Origin of the sequence: Streptomyces sp. NPDC102283, assembly GCF_044766265.1 — a bacterium.
In the GTDB taxonomy this organism is placed as follows: domain Bacteria; phylum Actinomycetota; class Actinomycetes; order Streptomycetales; family Streptomycetaceae; genus Streptomyces.
In genome coordinates, this window is sequence record NZ_JBIWLQ010000032.1 from 24133 (window position 1) to 42605 (window position 18473).

Here is an 18473-nt window from a genome sequence, read left to right on the forward strand (position 1 = left end):
CCCCTCATGCAGAACGAACCCACGTCGTCGCTGGTCGGGGAGGAGTACGAGGTCGAGGTCGGGCCCGTCGCGCACGGCGGTCACTGCATCGCCCGCACCGACGGGAACCAGGTGCTCTTCGTACGCCACACGCTCCCCGGCGAGAAGATCATCGCCAGGGTCACCGACGGCGACACGGACTCCCGCTTCCTGCGGGCCGACGCGGTACGGATCATCGAGCCGTCCAAGGACCGCGTCGAGGCCCCCTGCCCGTACGCCGGCCCCGGCATGTGCGGCGGCTGCGACTGGCAGCACGCCAAGCCGGGCGCGCAGCGCCGCCTCAAGGGCGAGGTCATCGCCGAGCAGCTCCTGCGCCTGGCGGGCCTGACCCCCGAGGAGGCCGGCTGGGACGGCACGGTCATGCCGGCCGAGGGCGACAAGCTCCCCGCGGGCGAGGTGCCGGCCTGGCGCACCCGTGTCCAGTACGCCGTCGACGCCGACGGCCGCGCGGGCCTGCGCAAGCACCGCTCGCACGACGTCCAGCCGATCGACCGCTGCCTGATCGCCGCGCCGGGCGTCTCGGAGCTCGGCGTCGAGAAGCGCGAGTGGCCCCAGATCGCCGCGGTGGAGGCCATCACCGCCACCGGCTCGAACGACCGCCAGATCATCCTCACTCCGAAGCCCGGCGGCCGGCTCCCCCTGGTCGAGCTCGACCAGCCGGTCTCCGTGCTCCGCGTCGAGGAGAAGGACGGCGGCGTCCACCGCGTCCACGGCCGCGCCTTCGTCCGCGAGCGCGCCGACGACCGCACCTACCGCGTCGGCTCCGGCGGCTTCTGGCAGGTCCACCCGCAGGCGGCCAACACTCTGGTCCGCGCGGTCATGCAGGGCCTGCTGCCCCGCAAGAACGACACGGCCCTCGACCTCTACTGCGGCGTCGGCCTGTTCGCCGGAGCCATCGGCCAGCGCCTCGGGGAGAAGGGCGCGGTCCTCGGCATCGAGTCCGGCAAGCGCGCGGTCGAGGACGCCCGCCACAACCTGAAGGACCTGGACCGGGTCCGCATCGAACACGGCAAGGTCGACCAGGTCCTGCCCCGCACCGGCATCACGGAGTGCGACCTGATCGTCCTGGACCCGCCGCGCGCGGGCGCCGGCAAGCAGGTCGTCAAGCACCTGTCGGGGCTGGGCGCACGCAAGATCGCCTACGTGGCCTGTGATCCCGCGGCGTTGGCACGGGACCTGGCGTACTTCCGGGACGGGGGGTACAAGGTGCGGACGCTGCGGGCGTTCGACCTGTTCCCGATGACCCACCATGTCGAGTGCGTCGCGATCCTTGAGCCCGCCGCAAAGGGCGTCTGACCTGCGGTTTCGCCGAGTGTGCGTTATGTGCGCTGTGGGCGTTACGGGCGATATCTTGACGCATATTCGACGCACGTTGGGCCCTTCTGACGCACGTTTGACGCACGTTCTGATGAGGTGTCAGATGCCCGTTTCTGCAGGTGACGGTGTGTCGAGTACGGCTTGAGGGGGCTCCCTCTTTACCGTCTCTTGGTGAACCGATGCTCGATATCGCCGGTTTTAAGGCTCAGTAGGAACGGGGTCCGTAAGGGCTCCAGTGGCCGAGGAAAGGCTTGAGGCCGTCGCCGCTGGGTTTGGCTGGGGTGGGCAGCTTCGGCGCTGTGGCGGACTCGGTGAGGTGCTGGAGCCGGGCGTCCGTGAAGGCGAGCCACGCCTCGATCTCTGTTCTTTCCTGTCCGGGTGGCAGCGATGTGGCGTGGTCGCGTACTGCTGTGACGTATTCGGTCAGGCGCTTGGTCTGGTGCCAGGCGTCTGCTTGTTCTCGAGGTGCTTGACGCGATAGGCGTATGCGGTGCGCGCTTCCTCCATGGCGGTTTCCCAGCACCTCTGCTGGGCTTCCCTGGCCTGCTGGTCTGCAAGGCGTTTGTGTTCTGCGGCTTTGCCGCGGAGGTCGACTTCTTGTGCGATTTCGGCGAGTTGGTCTTCTAGTGGCCGGTCGGGGACATCGGCCCATTCGCTCGCATGGTGCGGGCTGCCGCCGCGGAGGATGAAGCGCAGGCGGTTTGAGGGGGTGTAGTCGAAGCGGGCGATGCGCATCCATGAGCCTTTTCCAACTTCACGTTGAGGCGTGGTGAAGGACGAGGACGGCCTTCACAATGTCGGTGATCCGGTTGGTGCTGCAGCGGAGCTTCCGCAGTAGGCGCCAGCCTTTCAGGACGGCCATGGTCTGCTCGCCGACGCACCGGATTTTGGCGTGGCTGCTGTTGTGTCGTCGCTTCCATCGCTTGAGCCGGCGGCCACGGAAGGGGACGCGGATCTGTCGGCCGGCGCCTTGGTACGCCTTGTCCGCCCAGCATTTCAGTCCCGCGGCGGCGAGCGCGTCGACGATCTCGTGCGTCCGTGCGGCCGTCAGGTCGTGGGTGGAGCCGGGCAGGGCCGGGGATGCCCAGAGCAGGCGACCGAACGGGTCGGTTAGGACCTGCACGTTCATGCCGTGCCGTTTGTGTTTGCCCGAGTAGTACGGGCCGTCGGCGGCAATCCGGTCGATCGGCAGCAGGGTGCCGTCCAGAATCACGAATGCCTTCGTCCGGGCGGTCTCCATCGCCTCGGCCAGGGTCGGCGCGAGCGGCCAGGACTTCGATGGCCTCGCGTATGTACCGGTAGACGGTCGCGATGCCGATTCCGAAGCCGGCGGCAAGCTGGGCGTAGGTGTCGCCGCACCGCAGGTGGGCCAGGGCGAGCAGGGCTTGACGGCTGGCGGGCAGCCGCCGCCACCGCGTACCGATCTCCCGTTGCCGTACTGCGAGCTGCTCGGTCAGGTACCGCAGGGTGCTGCTGGACAGATCGATCGAGGACGGGTAGACGAGCACGAGAAGCTCCTGGCGAACACGGGTGATCTTGGTCGAGACCCGTCTACCAGGAGCTTCGTCGTTACGTACAGCCCGTTGACCCCCAACAGCGCGGCATCGCGGGCGGGTTGAAAGGCTCACTATCCGGCAGAGCCTCCTGCGCCCCACTGCACGCTTCGACCCCTATCGAACCCCCCTGCCCGGGGTCTATCTGTGCTCGGCTTCGACTCCGCCGGGACCAAGCGTGCATGGAATGTCCGGGTATCTGGCGGCACTTTCGGCGCTGCGCCGGGAGTTCGCGATCTACACGTCTCCAACGCTAGGTCCAGCGACTACGAGCATGTTTATTGAGCACGAATGAAGGAGAGTCAGAAAAGATGGAAACAACTCTGGGAGAACAACTTTTACTCCTGTCGCTGGACGACAAATCCGGCGTCGCGCGTGAGCCCGCGAACGTAGCTGCGGCTATCGCGGGGGCGTCCCTGGTGGAGCTCGCAATCGCAGGCCGGATCGCCGTGGACGGCGACATCGTTTCGGTGACTGACTCCACGCCGGTCGGCCTCCCGAGCCTGGACGACGCACTCAGCGCCATCGCGGACTACAAGAAGCCTGGCAAGACCGCTGACTGGATTGAGTACCTGAAGAAGGACGCGGTCGCCGCAGCGAGCAAGGGCCTGGTGGACAAGGGCCTGGTCCGCGAGGAGACCAAGAAGGTCTTGGGGCTCTTCCCGGTGCACCGCTACCCCGAGGCCGACAGCTCAGTCGAGGCGGCCGTCCTAGAGCGACTTGAAGCTGCTGTGCTGCACGGCGAAGAACCGCAGGAGCAGACGGTGGGCCTGATCGCTCTCCTGCATGGCGCAGGACTGGCCAAGCTGGCCTTCCCTGCCGCTGACAAGCCCCTCGTCGAAGCCAGAATGGCAGTGATCGCGCAGGGTCAGTGGGCGGCGCCCGCTGTTCGGCAGGTCATTCAAGCCGCTCAGCAGGCGCTGACAGCGATTGTCACCACTACCGTGATCACATCAGCCATCGTCGGCAGCTGACCGCCCCGGCGCCGGGCGCACTACGGGCAGGGGCCACACGGTCGGGTGCGGCCGACCGATCAGGGCAGGCTGCACCCGCACGGGCATCAGCAGCCTCGTTGTCGCAAAGGACCGGCTGCCCGAGGGATCAGGAGCTTCACCGCTTCGCGCAACCCGCCAACCACCGGCGCACACCGTCAGGTTGGAAAGGGCTCCGTGTCTCCTCCAGATGCGCAGCATGTCGGTCGGCTACCGGGTAGGTGTCCGCGCAGATCGCCGTCTGCACGCCTCGCCGCGCCGGTTTGTCACCTTCAGGCGCTGACTGCGGATCGCAGCAGATCTGCGGGGTCCTCCGTCAACGTTATTCGTTAAGGCACCCATTGGTGACTTTGCCGACCGAACGCCCGCATGTCTTGTTGGAATCGACCTACAGCCGACTGTAGTGAGCGGTCGGTGAACGGCGAAGGGACGACAGTGAGCACTCCTCAGACGGCAGCCAACGGCAGCGAGGACTCGGCACCCCGGATCAGCGCGGTCGCGGGGACCGGGGTTGCTGGGTTCGCAGGGGACAACGATGCCGCCCGCTCCGCGCAGTTGAAATTGCCGTACGGGATCGCGGTGGACAGTACCGGCACTCTCTACTTCTCCGATTACAGCAACCACCGTGTCCGGAGGGTCACGACTGACGGGAAGATCAGCACCGTCGCCGGAACTGGGTCCGCGGGCTACGGGGGGGACGGTGGCTCTGCCGCCTCGGCTCAGCTGAACTGCCCGCGCGAGGTGGCGGTGGACCGTACTGGCACGGTCTACGTGGCTGACGCGGCGAACCACCGGGTCCGGAAGATTACGGCCGACGGGCAGATCAGCACGGTTGCCGGGACGGGCGTTGCCGGCTCCGGTGGCGACAACGGACGCGCTGCTTCGGCGCAGCTGAACAAGCCGTTCGGGGTCGCTGTGGACAGTACCGGGGCTCTCTACATCGCCGAGATCGGCAGCCACCGGATTCGGCGGGTCACGGACGACGGGAAGATCACCACGTTCGCGGGCACTGGAGCCGCCGGTTCCGGGGGCGACGGAGGGGCGGCGGGTTCGGCCCAGCTGAACACTCCGTACGCGGTGGTAGTGGACCGTGACGATGCCGTTTACATCGCTGATTCCGGTAACCACCGTGTTCGGCGGGTGGCATCTGACGGGAAGATCAGCACGGTGGCCGGGACGGGTGCTGCGGGTTTCGCGGGGGACGACGGCCCGGCTACCGCAGCGAAGCTGAACAGGCCATACGGGATCGTGGTGGACACCACCGGAGCTCTTTACATCTCCGAGTACGGTAATCACCGGGTTCGGCGGGTCGCGGCTGACGGAAAGATCAGCACGGTTGCCGGGACGGGCGCTGCGGCCTTCGGCGGGGACGACGGCCCGGCCACCGCGGCGAAGCTGAACAGTCCGTTCGGCCTCGCTGTGGACTGTGTCGACACCCTCTACATCGCCGACCACCTCAACCACCGGATCCGGAAGATCGCGTCGGAGAAGATGGCCGGGCTGCCCGAGTCGGGCACGGTGGTTTCCTGGGCCAATGTGCGCAGCAGGCTGCGGATGGGGGTCCAGCGTGAGTCCACCAAGGACGGAGCCGAGATCCACCAGTCCCTCGCCTCGCCCAGGTCTCACCAGCGGTGGCGGCTGATCGCGACGGGCCAGGACGACGGCGAGATCCTGTACCGGATCGAGAACGTGCGCAGCGGGAAGGTGCTGGAGGTCGTCGGAGGAGGCACCGCGGACGGGGCGGTGGTCGCGCAGCGTGCCTACGAGGGCAGCGACGCCGAGCACCAGTTGTGGAGGCTGATCCCGGTGGGATCGGTGACCGACAGCCCGCGGGTGTATGAGATCGCGAACCGCAACAGCGGTCTGCTGCTGCGCGTCGAGACCAACGCCCCCACGGTGATCAAGCAATACAGCGCGCAGGGCGACCACCGCGACCGCCAGTGGCAGCTGCTGCCCGTGTGAACACGCGAGGGGTCAGGGGCGGTACCGCCCCTGACCCCTCGGACCTGTGAACCTACTTGGGATCGGACGGCTTCTCGGCGGTGGCCTTGGGTGCCTTGGGAGGCTCCTCTGCCGTGGGGGACGCCGGGGCGTCCGGTGCCTTGAAGTCGTCCCTCTTCGGCGCTTGCAGGCCCTCGTCCTTCTGCAGGTCGCCGTTCTGCTTCACCGTCTCGCTGGACTTGTCCATGCCGGCGGCCGCAGCAGCGGATACGGATCCGGGGTCCTGGGCGTAGGCGGCCTGGGTGCCGGCGGATGCCTGGGTGGTCTGGATGAAGGAGGCGAGGAAGCCCAGGATGGCCCGGGCTTCGGGCGCCTGTTCCTGCACGATCTTCGCCCGGTGGGAAGCACCGTGGATCCCGCTGGTGAACAGGCTCGTGGTCGTGTCGTCGTACGTGTCGTCGTCGGCGTCCTCGAAGTCGACACCCGCTCCTGGTTGCGGCTTGTCGCCGCTGGTGGTCACCGAGAAGAGCCCGGCGCCCGTTCCGGCGGAGTCGAAGACGTTTTTGAACACCATGGTCGTCACCTCTGGTCGTTGTGGCGGTACTGCCTGCCGGTCACGGCTGCTTGTACAGGTCTCGTTCGCTGTCGGTGAGGTTCTCGCCGTCGAACATGGTGTGGTGGACCTCCAAGGCGGAGACGACCTCGGCGAGCCCGTTCATGCGGAAGCCGCCGCCGGCGAGGTCGAGGTCGGCGATGTCGCGGGCGACCAGCTTGGCGAGTGGGGGGTAGTTGTCCGGCTGCGGGGGCGTCAGGACGGTCACCGGCACGGCGTAGTTCACCGCGAGGAGCCCGGAGAAGGTCACCGGGATCTCGTAGGTGTACTGCTTGAGGGCACGGCGCTGGGTGACGATGGTCTCGACGCGGGATCCCGGGGGGACCGTTCCGGAGATCTGTGACTGTGATGTCCAGCCGGTGGTCAGGGATCCGCCGACGGAGGCCGCGATGCCTGCGGCAAGCGCGGCGTTGAGGCCCGCTGTGCCGGAGGCGCTGCCCGTGGTGGTGAAGTCCACAGAGCCGGTCATCGTGGCCGAGGCGGAGTTCGTCATCCCGTTGCTCACCGCCGTCTCGACCGTATTGTCGTTGTCCACCCCCACACTGTCCTTGCTGTTCTTGTTGCTCACCGTGTTGGCGTTCCTGTTCGCCATCTGGTTCGCGAGCTGCGTCCCCAGCTGTCCCTGGAGGTTCAGACCGAGCTTGCTCTGCAGCTCCAGCTGGAGCTGGGCGCTGACGTTGCCGCCGAAGGTGAGGTTGGTGTCTCCCGAGAGCGACCAGGTGGCGCCGTTCGACACGGTGAAGTCGACCGAGTCGGTGAAGGTCATATCGGAGCCGCTGCGGTTGACGTAGGTGCGCGAGGAGAACGTGTCGGGCGGGGGCTGGGTGATGTTGCGCCGCTCCTCGATCAGGGGCTCCCCGAGGTTCATGTAGGCGAGCCAGCCCAGCCCGTACGCGGAGCCGGGGAAGGAGCCGAAGCTCGACTTGTTCACCGAGAACCCCACGGGCTTGTGCCGCACCCCGTAATCGTCGACGTAGACCAGATTCGGGTGATCCAGGATGGACTGCCAGGTCTGCTCGATGTTGAGTTCCCGCAGGTTCTTCTTCGTCAGCGGCCGGCGCTTGGCCCGTTCCAGGTTGTACGCGTTGGAAGGCAATTTCTGTCCTCGAATGATCTGGCCGAAACCGCACTCGGTGAAATGGCAAAAAGGGAAAAGGAGGAATCTGCACACGCTCCGGCAAGCGAAGCTAGCAGGACCCCATCAGCCCGTGGAGGCGTCTCCGGGTATCGCACTCAAACGGGTGATCAAGATCTTTCGGCAGCTTTGATCACCCGATCGAGGACCTCCCAGCATCCCGCCTTAGCATCCTGACCTCGAAAGTTGCCAATTTGGGTGCATTTACTCCGATCATACATTCGCTTATGAAGCCGAACCGATCGCGAGTGCTGGAGCGTGCGGTAATGGCACGTGATAAACCACTTCACTGAGCGCATGAGGCGTTGTTCTCCACATCAAGAACAGGTGAGGTTTCCGCGATGTACACCCAAGAACGCACGGCAATGTCGAATTTGGTGGTCGGCGGCCCGGTGGCGGTGAACAGCTACGACAACGCGATTGTGGCCGCACTGGTCGAGAACCGCCCGGTCATGCTCGTCCACGCCTTCAACGGCGGATATCTGCGACCCGCGGAACTGGGGGCGAGCAGCCACGACAAGGGCGTGAAGCTGGCCACCGCGCTCGACCCGGCCACCAAGGAGGCGCAGGGCCACCTCTGGCACATCACCCCCGGCGGCTTCTTCGGCCAGCGCCCGCTGTACTTCATCGAGAGCGCCGCAGGCCAGGTCGCACCTCCGGCTGCCGGCGCGGGCGACGCGGATGCCGGTCGCGGCGACGACGGGGCGCCGAAGCCGCAGCGCAGGCGCGTCACCGTCCACCAGGACGCCCCGCAGAGCACGGCCGACACCTTGCAGGTGGGCCTGCCCTCCAAGGTGGGCGACAAGTGGCGCGGGAAGAACGGTGCGGTGGAGGACACCCAGCTGTGGGTTGTCACGGTGACGCCGTGGGGCGGAATCACTTTCGTGCCGATCACCCACCCCGACGCCATCCTCGGGTTCAAGGACCACGCGGTGGTCAAGGACAGTGAAGCGCGGCTCACCTACAACTGGGGCGGGGACTTCACCGGAACGGTCATCAACACCTTCTACCCGCGGCTCCCCAACGAGTGGGACGTCCCCTACCACCACGTCTTCACGTGATCCGCAGCTATCACGCCGCACTTGTCCCGAGCCGTCGCACCACCCGCCTGGAAGAGGCACCACGATGCCCGTGCCCACGCACGAACTGAAGCTGGAGATCGTCAACGCCGCCACAGGCCAGCCCCTGGGCACCAAGGCCGTACCGGGCGCGGACGGGGCACTCGTCGTCCGCGATCACACCAAGGACGGCCCGGGCCCGCAACAGTGGCAGTTCACCCCCGCGCCCGGCGCGCAGGACGATCCGGCATATGTGATCCGCAACGCGGTCAGCGGCAAGGTGCTCGACAACCCCGCCGCCGCGGACCGCGGCGTCCGCCAGTGGGACGCCGCAGCGAACAAGAAGGGCCAGCAGTGGCGCCTCGTCCCCGTCGACGGTGAAGCGGGCCTCTACCTCATCGAGGGCGCGGTCGAGGGAACCGTTCTCGACCTCGCCGAACCCGGCCCGGACGACACCCGGATCGTCCTTGGTGAGTACGACGGCAGTGCGCAGAGCCAGCGGTGGCGCCTGGTGCCGGCCGAACCGGAGCGCACCAGCGACCTGGTGCTGCACTGGGCCACGCTGAGCCACTGGAACAGTCGCCAGTCCTGGCGACTGGCCCACAACAAGACCGCCCTGCGGCCGGCGGCCGACGCGACGCCCTCCTTCAGCAACGTCCTGCTGGTCCTGGACAAGTTCGGCAGCGACCAGGACGCCGGAAAGTGGCAGACCGTCAACTCCAGCCCTTGCCCTGCCGGACAACCTGGCTGGTGGGCAGGGCTCGGCGAACGGTTCCTCGCCGACACCACCGGAACCGGGCTCGCGGACATCATCGGGATCAAACCCGCGAAGGGAGCGGTGACCTCCTCCAGCCGAGGGGACGGGACCTTCGACGACGAGGAACGGGTTCTTCACCCGCCCACGTCCTCCGCGAGTCCCAAGGATCTGTGGACCCTCGCGGACCTCGACGGCGAGGGCCGTCCAACTGTCGTGGTGCTTGCCGCCGAAGGCGTCCGGGTGTCCGTCCAGGACGAGGGCGGCACGTTCACGCCAGCGGGCGGCGCACCGGCCCTGAAGGCGTTCGGCCACGGCCCGCAGGCCGGGAGCTGGCTCGCCGACAAGCACCCCCGGTTCCTCGCCGACACCACCGGCGACGGCAGGCTCGACATCGTCGGCTGCCACGACGACGGCCTCTGGGTCTCCCTCCAGGACGACGAAGGAAAGTTCGCACCGCTCCCCGACGAACCCGCACTCCGGGCCTTCGGCCACAGCGAGGAAGCCGGCGGCTGGCTCATCGACAAGCACCCCCGCTTCCTCGCCGACACCACCGGCGACGGCAGGCTCGACATCGTCGGCTGCCACGACGACGGCCTCTGGGTCTCCCTCCAGGACGAAGAAGGGGTATTCGCCGAACCTCTCTACATCCTCGACGACTTCGGGGTCGACCAGGGATGGAGCTCCATCGACGAGCACCCCCGGTTCCTGATCAAAACCACCAGCGACGGAGTGCCGGACGTGGTCGGCTTCGGCCCCCAAGGTGTCGTCATCGCCCGCGGCCGCGGCGACGGCACGTTCGAGCCCTCCCAGCTCGTCCTCAACGACTACGGGCAGGCCCAGGGGTGGACGGGCGAGAAGCACCCCCGCCTCCTCGCCGACGTCACCGGCGACAAAAAGCCCGACATCATCGGCTTCGGCAACGAAGGCGTCTGGGTCTCCCACAACAACGGCGACGGCACGTTCGAGCAGGCCCAGCTGGTGTGCCGCGGCTTCGGGTACAACGAGGACGCAGGCGGCTGGCGGGTCGACCGCCACTCCCGCTTCCTGGCCGACATCACCGGCGACGGGCGCGTCGACATCGTCGGCTTCGGCGGGCCGGGCGTACACGTCGCCCGCAACCTCTTCCGCCGCTTCAGGACCCGGTGACCTGAGAACAGCGTGGCATGCGCGTGCGGCCGGGGAGGGCCGGGAAGGTGGGCTCGTGCCGGCCCGCAGAAGTACCTGATCCGGCGGGTCTGCCCCGACGCCGCCTCGAAACGGTGCTGTCATTCGACGGTCCGTATGTCTGCCGCATGCGGGTCAGGAACCAGACGTACCTGAGCGCGCCACCTGGCGAAAGACGCCAACTGGCGCGCTCAGGGATACTGAGCACGGTAGTTGTCCATCAACGCCGACTACCGTGCACAGTCACACTCGCGCGCTCATTTATCTGGGTGGCGCACACCCCGGCCGCGAACCGGAACCGCGGCCGCGGCGTCGCCCCAGTTATGGATTCCGTCATCGACGTCCGCCACGTCAGCGAGCCCGGGCTCGTCGTACTCGACATCACGCAGCCGACGAGGAGACCGCCCTCGCCATGATGGACGGGCTGCAACAGCTCTGGACCACCTCCGGTATCACCGAGATCTGCAGCAGCTGGAAGTGGTCGCGCAGGTCGGTGTGCTTCTGGGCGACGATCCAGTATTTGACCTGGGCTTCGGCGGCGAGCTGCTCGGCCGAGAGCCGGCTGCTGGAGTACTTGGGGGTGCCAGCGAGGAGGCGGTCGGCGGCGCGGTTCCAGGCGGCCGTCCGCTCCGGTCCGGCCCGGGAGCGTTAGTCCGGTGCGGTGGAGGTTGTCGAGGTAGGCGGTCAGGAGCGGGGCCAGCTGGTGCGGCTGGTTGGGAGCCTTGGCCGCGGTGCTGCCGTGGCGCGCGTCGGGCCCGGTCGTTGCTGCCCTAGTGGGAGAGCCGCAGGTAGGCGCGGTGGGCGGCGATGACGTCGTCGGCGAAGTCGCCGACGCCGAGGTGTCCCGTCCGGGTCCTCCCCGGACGGGACACCGGCGCGTGTCCGACCCGCGCCCCTCTCTGACCGCGTTCACTCCAGTCGACGGGCTCCGGCTCGCACAGGTGCGGCAGGTCCTGGGCAGCGGCGCAGCGGGAACGACGCGTACCGGCCGCACATGCTGCCCTGGTGCCGCACGAACCGGGGCGGCCGGGCCACCGCCCAGGTCGCGGCCCCGGTGCGGGCGGCCCGCACCGGGGCCGCGGGGCGTCAGCCCCCGACGGTGAAGCTGATGGTGTGGTCCCTGAGTGCGACGGTGGTGTTGTACTTGCTGGACCAGTAGCCGCCCGTCTTCACAGCGTTGGCCAGGGTGAGCGTGTAGGTGCCCAGTGGCAGGCCGGTGAGCGGGAACTCGCGCGTGAAGTCGATCGGGTAGGGCGGCTTGCCACCCGTGACCGTGATCTCCTCGGTGCTGATCACTTTGCCTTCGGGGGCAGTCAGGGTCGGCGGACCGGTCAGCGTCAGCGTCCCCATGACCTTGGGAATGGAATCGCCGGCCAGGCGGTACTTCTCCGAGAACCAGGCCACCGCCTCCCAGAACGACAGCGTCGCGTGGAAGCGGGCGGTGGCCTTCTGATAGGTACCGTCCCAGCCGAGGTCCACGCTCAGGCGCGAGACCACACGGCTCACCCGCACCTCATCGGTCTGCTCGCCATGGGCCGGGCTGTGGAAGCTCTGGTAGACGTCCGGATCGGACGCCTTCTCCCCGGTGTTGATCCAGTCGGCACTGCCCATCCCTCCCCGTCCCCAGCGGTGCACGAAGTAGTGGTCACCCAGCTTCAGCCGGCGAAGGGTACCCACCGCGGGCTTGGGCTCCGCCCGGCCGCCGCCGAGGTGGGCCAGGGCGTCGATGAAGGAATCGCTCGGGATCTCCACGTCCGTGGAGATGCCCAGCTTGCCCACACTCTCGTATCCCGCCGGGAAGAACGTCAACCGGGCGGCGACCTCATCGTCTGCCTTGAGCATGACGCCGGTCAGAGTGCATCCGTCACTGCTCTGGTCCGTCACCACGAACTGGATGTGGGCCGGGTAAAAGCCGGCGGCATCGCCTTCCTCCGCCCCGCAGGTGTAGGTGAACTTCCCATGGACCGCTTCGGCGAACGCCTTTTCGTCCCGGTCGTTCAGGGATTCGATGAACGCCCGGACAGCGGGCTGCCTCAGCTTCTCGATAGAGATCATGGACAGCAGCGTCTCCCAACGAAGCGACCACGCACACGCCCACATGTGATCCCTCACCCCTTCGGACGAACAGACGAACTGGTCGCCGGTCGCGGGCCTGTGCACCCTGGCGTACCACTCTGTCGTCGCCCACCGGGAGTGTCCTTCTTACTTGTCGGGCTGTTCCTTTTCTGTCTTCTCCATCAGCTCTGGGCTGGGAGCCGCGATGACCGAATCGTCCGTACTCGTCACCACGGTGCGCCCGGGAGTGGCGGCGCATGTCGCTCTCGTTCTCGATGGCAACCGGCGCTGGGCCGCCCAGCGTGGTCTCGGCACGGACGAGGGGCACCGCCGCGGCATCGGCAAGATCCCTGATGTCCTGCAGTGGTGCGAGGAGGAAGGGGTCACCATGGTGACGCAGTGGATCCTCTCCGTCTGGAACCTGCAGCGCAGCCCTCAGGAACTTGCAGATCTCTACCAGTCGTTCATCAGCCTGTGCGCACGTCTGACCGAGGCACAGCGCTGGCAGGTGAGGGTGATCGGATCCCTGGACTTGCTGCCCCCACCTGTCGCGAAGGCGTTCCAGGACGTGCAGCGGCACACCGAGTAGGTCGAGGGAGTGCAGGCCAACTTTCGCCGTCGCCTACGACGGACGATGGGAGATCGCCGCCGCGGCCCGGTCACTGGCGCAGAAGTACCGGGAGCGGTGGCCGCAGGAGCCGGCCGAGGACCTGTCCTGGTGGGAGGGGGAGTTCGCGTCCCATCTGGGCACGGCGGGGCTGGCCGACCCCGACCTGGTGATCCGCACCTCGGGCGAGCAGCGGATGTCGGGGTATCTGACCTGGCAGACAGCGCAGTCGGAGCTGTACTTCTACGAGCGGCTGTGGCCCGTCGTCACCCACGAAGACCTGCGTGAGGCGCTGCACAACTACGCCTCACGACAGCGTCGGCTGGGACTGTAGGCCCGGTGATGCAGCAGAGGAAAAGGGACATGAGCCTCACACCGTCCGACGGCCCCCTGCTGGTGCCGCATCAGGCAACGTTCGCCCTGGGTGGTCTGCGACGATGACTCCATGGACGAAGAGGTCATTCCCATTCTTCGCGTCGAGGACGCTGCGGCGGCGGTCGCCTGGTACGAGCGGCTGGGCTTCGCCAACCAGTGGGAACACCGCTTCGAAGCGGGACTTCCCGCGTTCGTCGAGGTCGCCCGGGGCGGGGTGCGGTTGTTCCTGTCGGAGCACAAGGGCGATGCCCGTCCCGACACGTTGGTCTACCTCCGCGTTCGTGATGTCGAGGCCATCGCCTCCGAGTTCGGTGTGCAGGCGAAGGATGCTCCGTGGGCGCGTGAGATTGAACTGCGCGACCCTGACGGCAACCGGCTGCGGATCGGCACGCCGACGCAATGACCATGGCCGGCAGCGCGCGGCAGGGAAGCTGTGCTGGTGGCTGAGCGAGTACGCGTCTGCGAGATCGATGACAACGAGGGGCAGCGCCTGCTGCGGATCATCCGCCGGGGCAGCGGATCGGTGGTGACCTGGCGACGGGCGCAGATGGTGCTGCTGTCCGCGCAGGGCATGCCCGTGGCGAAGATTGCCGAGGTGACGTTCACCAGCGCGGACCGGGTCCGGGATGTGATCCACAACTTCAACGCCGACGGCTTCGAGTCCCTCTACCCGAAGTACAAGGGCGGTCGGCCCAGGACGTTCACCCTGCCCGAACGGCGCGAGATCAAGAAGATCGCCAAGTCCAGGCCCGCCGAGCACGGTCTGCCGTTCTCGACCTGGAGCCTGGTCAAGCTGGCCGACTTCCTGGTCGCCGAGGGGGTGGTCGACGACATCAGCCACGAGGGCCTTCGGGTCCTGCTCCGAGAGGAGGGCGTGTCCTTTCAACGCATAAAGACCTGGAAGACATCCCGCGACCCTGACTATGCCGCCAAGAAGGCCCGCGTCGAGCACCTCTATGCCATCGCCGACGACGAGGTCATACCCGAGGAGGGCGAGCCCGAAGTCGTCTTATGCCTGGACGAGTTCGGGCCGCTCAACCTCCAGCCCCACCCCGGTCGGCAGTGGGCCGAGCGCGGCGGACGGCATAAGGACCCCGACCGGGAGCCCCGGCCCCGACGGCGGGCGACCTACACCCGCCCGCACGGGGTCAGGCACCTGTTCGCCGCCTACGACCTTGCCCGGGACAAGCTCTACGGCCACGTCGGGCTGAAGAAGAACCGGACGAAGTTCCTGGGGTTCTGCCGCTACCTGCGAACCCTCTACCCGCCCGAGATCCGTATCGCGATCGTGTTCGACAACTTCTCCCCGCATCTGACCACGAAGAAGGACAGCCGGGTCGGCGACTGGGCCGCGGCCAACAACGTCGAGCTCGCCTACACGCCTACGAACAGCTCGTGGCTGAACCGCATTGAGGCCCAGTTCACCGCCCTGCGCTACTTCGCCCTGGACGGCACCGACCATGCCAGCCACAAGGAGCAGGGCAGCATGATCCGCCGCTACATCATCTGGCGAAACCGTCACGCCGCCGATCAACGACTACGAGCCGTGGTCGACAGGGCGAACGTTGCCTGATGCGGCACTAGCGGGCACGCACGAACCCCCGCACCGGCCGCACGAACGACCCGGCAGCTCTGAAGAGGGTGAGCGTGCCGGCCGCACGACGGTGACCCGGACCGTCACCGACGTACTCCAGCCGCGCAACGTCCTGCTCGTCGGCATGCCGGGCATCGGGCTGGCCGCCGCCGGTAACTGGACCGGCCCTGTGCGCCGAGAGCCACTTACCTGCCCGGACGTGCGCCTGCGGCGTGGTGCCGTCAAGGACAGCGGCCAGCACGTGGTTGGACCTGGGAGCTGTCAGTGGACCGTTCGGGGCCGATACCTCTTATGCGCCGGTTCGTTGTGCCAGCCGTACGGTGCGAGCGTCTTGACGGGCCGCGAGGCGGGGCGGCGGGTCGCTCGCCGACCCTGGCTGGCCGAGAGGAAACAGACATGGACGACGACTTCGCCGACGATGGCACCGCAGTGACTTCCGGAACCCACGCGGTGCGGGCATCGGAGCTGCGCAAGGACGGCTACGTGGTGCTCAAGGGCTTCCCGTGCAAGATCGTGGAGCTCGCCACCACGGGCGGACAGGTGAAGCTCGTGGGCATCGACATCCTCACCGGCAAGAAGTATGAGGACACCGTCTCCGGGACCGCCGACATGGACCTACCGAAGGTCACCCGGACCGAGTACCTGCTGAACGGCGTGTCCGAGGGCTACCTGTCGCTGATGAGCGAGACGACGGGCGAGACGACGGACACGGTTGCGCTGCCGGCGGGGAAGCTCGGCGAAGTCCTGACGGCCGAGCTCGAGGGGGAGAAGGCCCTCTACGTCACCGTGACGAGGACGATGGGCCGGGAAGCCGTCACCTCGCAGCGCGCCGTAGCAGCGGTGTAGGCGCTCGAAGCAGCCCGCTCCTGCCCGGATCAGGCAGGAGCGGGCTGCGCGCGAACCCGAGGCCCTGACCGATGCGCGCCGCTCCGAGACCGCCCGGACGGGCGTTGCGCCGTCCGGCGACCCGCCGCATGGCCACCCAGAGCCCAGAGCAGCAGTCGCTACGACCCACCCCGGACACCGACCGTAAGGTGCATCCCGGCATGGGCATCCAGGACAAGTTCAAGGACCTCGCCTCCGAGGCCGACGAGGCCACCAAGAGCACGCAGGACCCTTCGCAGGGCGAGGCCCGCCGCCGAGCGAGTCGCCGCCCCCGTGGGCGACGTCAAGGACACGCCCTCCGACGTGGTGGAACGAGCCGCCAAGGCCGTCGGCCAGGACGCCTAACGCCTGACCACCGCCCCAGTGCGGGCGGGGCACCACGGCGACCGGTCGGACAGGGCCGAGAGCCCACGGCCGCCCGTCGGGCACGAACCCGCCCGGCGAGCCCCGGCTCCGGTGCGCTCCCGCCCGCGGCGATTCGGTTCGTGGAGGCCGGGGAAGACCGGCGACAGGCGATGGTCACTCATGCGAGTGACCATCGCTGCCCAACGTCCCTGATTGCGGCCGGCAAATGCGGGCCAGACATCGCGCGGGCCCTCCGCCCAGCGACAATGCCGATGCCGCCTTGTGCTTGCCGGAACAGTTCATCGAGCGAGACCTCAAGGACCTCGGCCAGTGCGCCAACAGTGAAGAAACCTGGCTGAATCACACCCCCGCGCTCAGGCACGCCAGCGTCGCGGGCTGGATACCGGCCTCTTTCGCCAGGCGCTCGGGCGTCCATCCGTGTTCCTCGCGAAGGGCGCGTACTCGAGCGGCAAGCGTCCGTGACTGACCGTTGGCAGGTGATCTTGACTGATTGACAGGCGATCTTGATATCCAGCAGGGCCCTACCCCTTCGAGTGACGTCCCAGCACGTCGGTCGATCTTGCAGCGCCTGACCGACAGGCTGGCCGCGTACAGGCAAAACCTTTGCGGCTACAGGAAAACGATCATGGCGGATGCGCAGGCCGGGGCGGTTCTGAGTTGGGGCGCGGGAGACACGGGCCAGTTGGGTGACGGCACCACCGAGGACCGGCACGCGCCGGGTCCGGTCACGTCGTTGCTGCGGGCGGACGTGGACCAGCTCGTGGCGGGCGGGGTTTCCTCGGGGAGCGCCTTCGTGCTCGCGCGGACCTGCAGCACAGTGAAAGCCTGGGGCGACAACGTGACGGGGCAGCTCGGCAACGGCGGAACCGAGGACCAGCTGGTGCCGGGAAGCGTTCCGGGGCTGGCGAACATCAAGGACATCGCCGCCGGCGGCTCGCACGCCCTGGCCCTCGACAGCAGTGGCCAGGTGTACTCGTGGGGCGACAACGCCTACGGGCAGCTCGGCAACAACCGAACCGGCGACATGCGGACCGCGCCTGACCGGGTCCAGGGAATGCCGAAGGTCAAGCAGATCGCCGCTGGCTTCGACTTCAGTCTCGCGCTCCTGGAAAACGGCAAGGTCTACGCCTGGGGCCGGGGCGTTCACGGCCAGATCGGTATCGGCAGCCGGGCCACCAGCTCGGTGCCGCGCCAGGTTACCGGCCTGGAGAACATCGTCGCGATCTCAGCCGGGGGTCACCATGCCCTCGCACTGACCGCGGACGGCACCGTCAAGAGCTGGGGCTACAACCTCTACGGGCAGCTGGGCAACAGCAGCACCAAGAGCAGCACCGTGCCGGTGGACGTCGACTGGCTGGAAGGCGTGCAGACCATCGTTGCCGGCACCCACCACCACTACGCGGTCACCGCCAACGGCAACGTGTGGGGCTGGGGCAGCAATCAGGACGGCCAGCTCCTGGAAGGCGATGAGACGTTCGGCGACAACGCCTCGCGGACCAACCGCACCGCCCCGGTGGAGATCCCCCGGCTGAAGGGCGCCAAGGTCCTGACCGCAGGTGCTCAACACGGCCTGGCGATCATCGGCGACAGCGTCCACGCCTGGGGCAACAACGCCGAGGGACAACTCGGCAACGGCACCGCCACCTCCGGGTTCGACGCGGTCAAGCTGCCCGGCTCCGGCTACAAGGCCGTCATCGCCTCGCTGGGCGGCAACACCACCTACGTGTACTGACCGAACCACGGCACCGCGCACTACACACGCGCCCCGCACCGGCCTCCGGCGCGGGGCGCGTGTCCGTACCGACGCGAGCGACCCGAAATTCCTGCCTCCGGCCTCCCCACCGCCCGTCAGGAACAGGCGCGTGGCTTTGTCGGTGACGATCGACTCCATTTGTAGGTGAGCTCTCACTCCAGCGTGTGCCTGTTGGCGCGCGCGGATGGAGCGGCGGGTCGGGCGAACGATCGGGATGAGCCTCTGTGAAGACGTCGGCGGCCTGCACTGTATGGAGGGCGCTTCCCCGG

General features: G+C 67.7%; 15 protein-coding genes and 2 pseudogenes. 12 read left to right on the plus strand and 5 right to left on the minus strand.

Features of this window, described 5'->3' with window-relative positions; translation table 11 throughout:
* Nucleotides 1-6: 6 nt before the first annotated feature.
* On the plus strand, nt 7-1335 hold the full coding sequence (locus ACIRJT_RS37275; RefSeq protein ID WP_403918623.1) for a class I SAM-dependent RNA methyltransferase: 1329 nt from the start codon (nt 7-9) through the stop codon (nt 1333-1335).
* Nucleotides 1336-1779: 444 nt separating this feature from the next.
* On the opposite strand, the gene ACIRJT_RS37280 is transcribed toward ACIRJT_RS37275, so the two are convergent.
* Both ACIRJT_RS37280 and ACIRJT_RS37285 read right to left on the minus strand, forming a co-directional pair.
* Nucleotides 1780-2091 carry a hypothetical protein gene (locus ACIRJT_RS37280; RefSeq protein ID WP_403918626.1) on the minus strand — a complete coding sequence of 104 codons (312 nt, stop codon included), beginning with the start codon at nt 2089-2091 and terminating at the stop codon, nt 1780-1782.
* Nucleotides 2092-2110: 19 nt separating this feature from the next.
* A pseudogene (locus tag ACIRJT_RS37285) lies at nt 2111-2864 on the minus strand (transposase family protein).
* A gap of 115 nt (nt 2865-2979) precedes the next feature.
* On the opposite strand from ACIRJT_RS37285, the pseudogene ACIRJT_RS37290 reads away from it, so the two are divergent.
* The 3 genes and pseudogenes from ACIRJT_RS37290 to ACIRJT_RS37300 form a co-directional block, all read left to right on the plus strand.
* Nucleotides 2980-3204: pseudogene (locus tag ACIRJT_RS37290) on the plus strand (hypothetical protein); the annotation flags it as partial.
* A 16-nt stretch (nt 3205-3220) separates the two neighbouring features.
* The gene (locus tag ACIRJT_RS37295) at nt 3221-3883 is read left to right on the plus strand and encodes a GPP34 family phosphoprotein (protein ID WP_403918629.1); all 663 of its coding nucleotides are present in this window, start codon (nt 3221-3223) and stop codon (nt 3881-3883) included.
* A 453-nt stretch (nt 3884-4336) separates the two neighbouring features.
* On the plus strand, nt 4337-5863 hold the full coding sequence (locus tag ACIRJT_RS37300; RefSeq protein WP_403918632.1) for an RICIN domain-containing protein: 1527 nt from the start codon (nt 4337-4339) through the stop codon (nt 5861-5863).
* 52 nt (nt 5864-5915) lie between these two features.
* Here the strand turns inward: ACIRJT_RS37300 and ACIRJT_RS37305 are convergent, their stop codons facing one another.
* Nucleotides 5916-6416, minus strand: a complete 501-nt coding sequence (locus tag ACIRJT_RS37305; RefSeq protein ID WP_403918634.1) for a hypothetical protein — start codon at nt 6414-6416, stop codon at nt 5916-5918.
* A 40-nt stretch (nt 6417-6456) separates the two neighbouring features.
* Complete coding sequence (locus ACIRJT_RS37310; protein ID WP_403918636.1) at nt 6457-7551, minus strand: hypothetical protein; 1095 nt, start codon at nt 7549-7551, stop codon at nt 6457-6459.
* Nucleotides 7552-7931: 380 nt separating this feature from the next.
* On the opposite strand from ACIRJT_RS37310, the gene ACIRJT_RS37315 reads away from it, so the two are divergent.
* On the plus strand, nt 7932-8651 hold the full coding sequence (locus ACIRJT_RS37315; RefSeq protein WP_403918639.1) for a hypothetical protein: 720 nt from the start codon (nt 7932-7934) through the stop codon (nt 8649-8651).
* A gap of 64 nt (nt 8652-8715) precedes the next feature.
* Complete coding sequence (locus tag ACIRJT_RS37320; RefSeq protein ID WP_403918642.1) at nt 8716-10551, plus strand: FG-GAP-like repeat-containing protein; 1836 nt, start codon at nt 8716-8718, stop codon at nt 10549-10551.
* A 1104-nt stretch (nt 10552-11655) separates the two neighbouring features.
* On the opposite strand, the gene ACIRJT_RS37325 is transcribed toward ACIRJT_RS37320, so the two are convergent.
* Nucleotides 11656-12624: a hypothetical protein gene (locus tag ACIRJT_RS37325; RefSeq protein ID WP_403918644.1), complete on the minus strand. Its 969-nt coding sequence runs from the start codon at nt 12622-12624 to the stop codon at nt 11656-11658.
* 205 nt (nt 12625-12829) lie between these two features.
* Here ACIRJT_RS37325 and ACIRJT_RS37330 point away from each other — a divergent pair, with 205 nt between their 5' ends.
* The 6 genes from ACIRJT_RS37330 to ACIRJT_RS37355 all read left to right on the plus strand — a co-directional run bounded on the left by ACIRJT_RS37330 (nt 12830) and on the right by ACIRJT_RS37355 (nt 18183).
* Nucleotides 12830-13213 (plus strand): undecaprenyl diphosphate synthase family protein, encoded by a 384-nt coding sequence (locus ACIRJT_RS37330; protein WP_403918647.1) that lies wholly within the window; start codon nt 12830-12832, stop codon nt 13211-13213.
* On the plus strand, nt 13170-13565 hold the full coding sequence (locus ACIRJT_RS37335) for an undecaprenyl diphosphate synthase family protein (protein ID WP_403918690.1): 396 nt from the start codon (nt 13170-13172) through the stop codon (nt 13563-13565). Before ACIRJT_RS37330 ends, ACIRJT_RS37335 begins: the two co-directional genes overlap by 44 nt.
* Before the next feature lie 111 nt (nt 13566-13676).
* Nucleotides 13677-14009: a glyoxalase superfamily protein gene (locus ACIRJT_RS37340; protein ID WP_398360759.1), complete on the plus strand. Its 333-nt coding sequence runs from the start codon at nt 13677-13679 to the stop codon at nt 14007-14009.
* A gap of 36 nt (nt 14010-14045) precedes the next feature.
* Nucleotides 14046-15179, plus strand: a complete 1134-nt coding sequence (locus tag ACIRJT_RS37345) for an IS630 family transposase (protein ID WP_403918650.1) — start codon at nt 14046-14048, stop codon at nt 15177-15179.
* A gap of 417 nt (nt 15180-15596) precedes the next feature.
* Nucleotides 15597-16046, plus strand: a complete 450-nt coding sequence (locus tag ACIRJT_RS37350) for a hypothetical protein (protein WP_403918653.1) — start codon at nt 15597-15599, stop codon at nt 16044-16046.
* Between the two features lie 1030 nt (nt 16047-17076).
* Nucleotides 17077-18183 carry an RCC1 domain-containing protein gene (locus tag ACIRJT_RS37355; protein WP_403918656.1) on the plus strand — a complete coding sequence of 369 codons (1107 nt, stop codon included), beginning with the start codon at nt 17077-17079 and terminating at the stop codon, nt 18181-18183.
* The last annotated feature ends 290 nt before the right edge of the window (nt 18184-18473 follow it).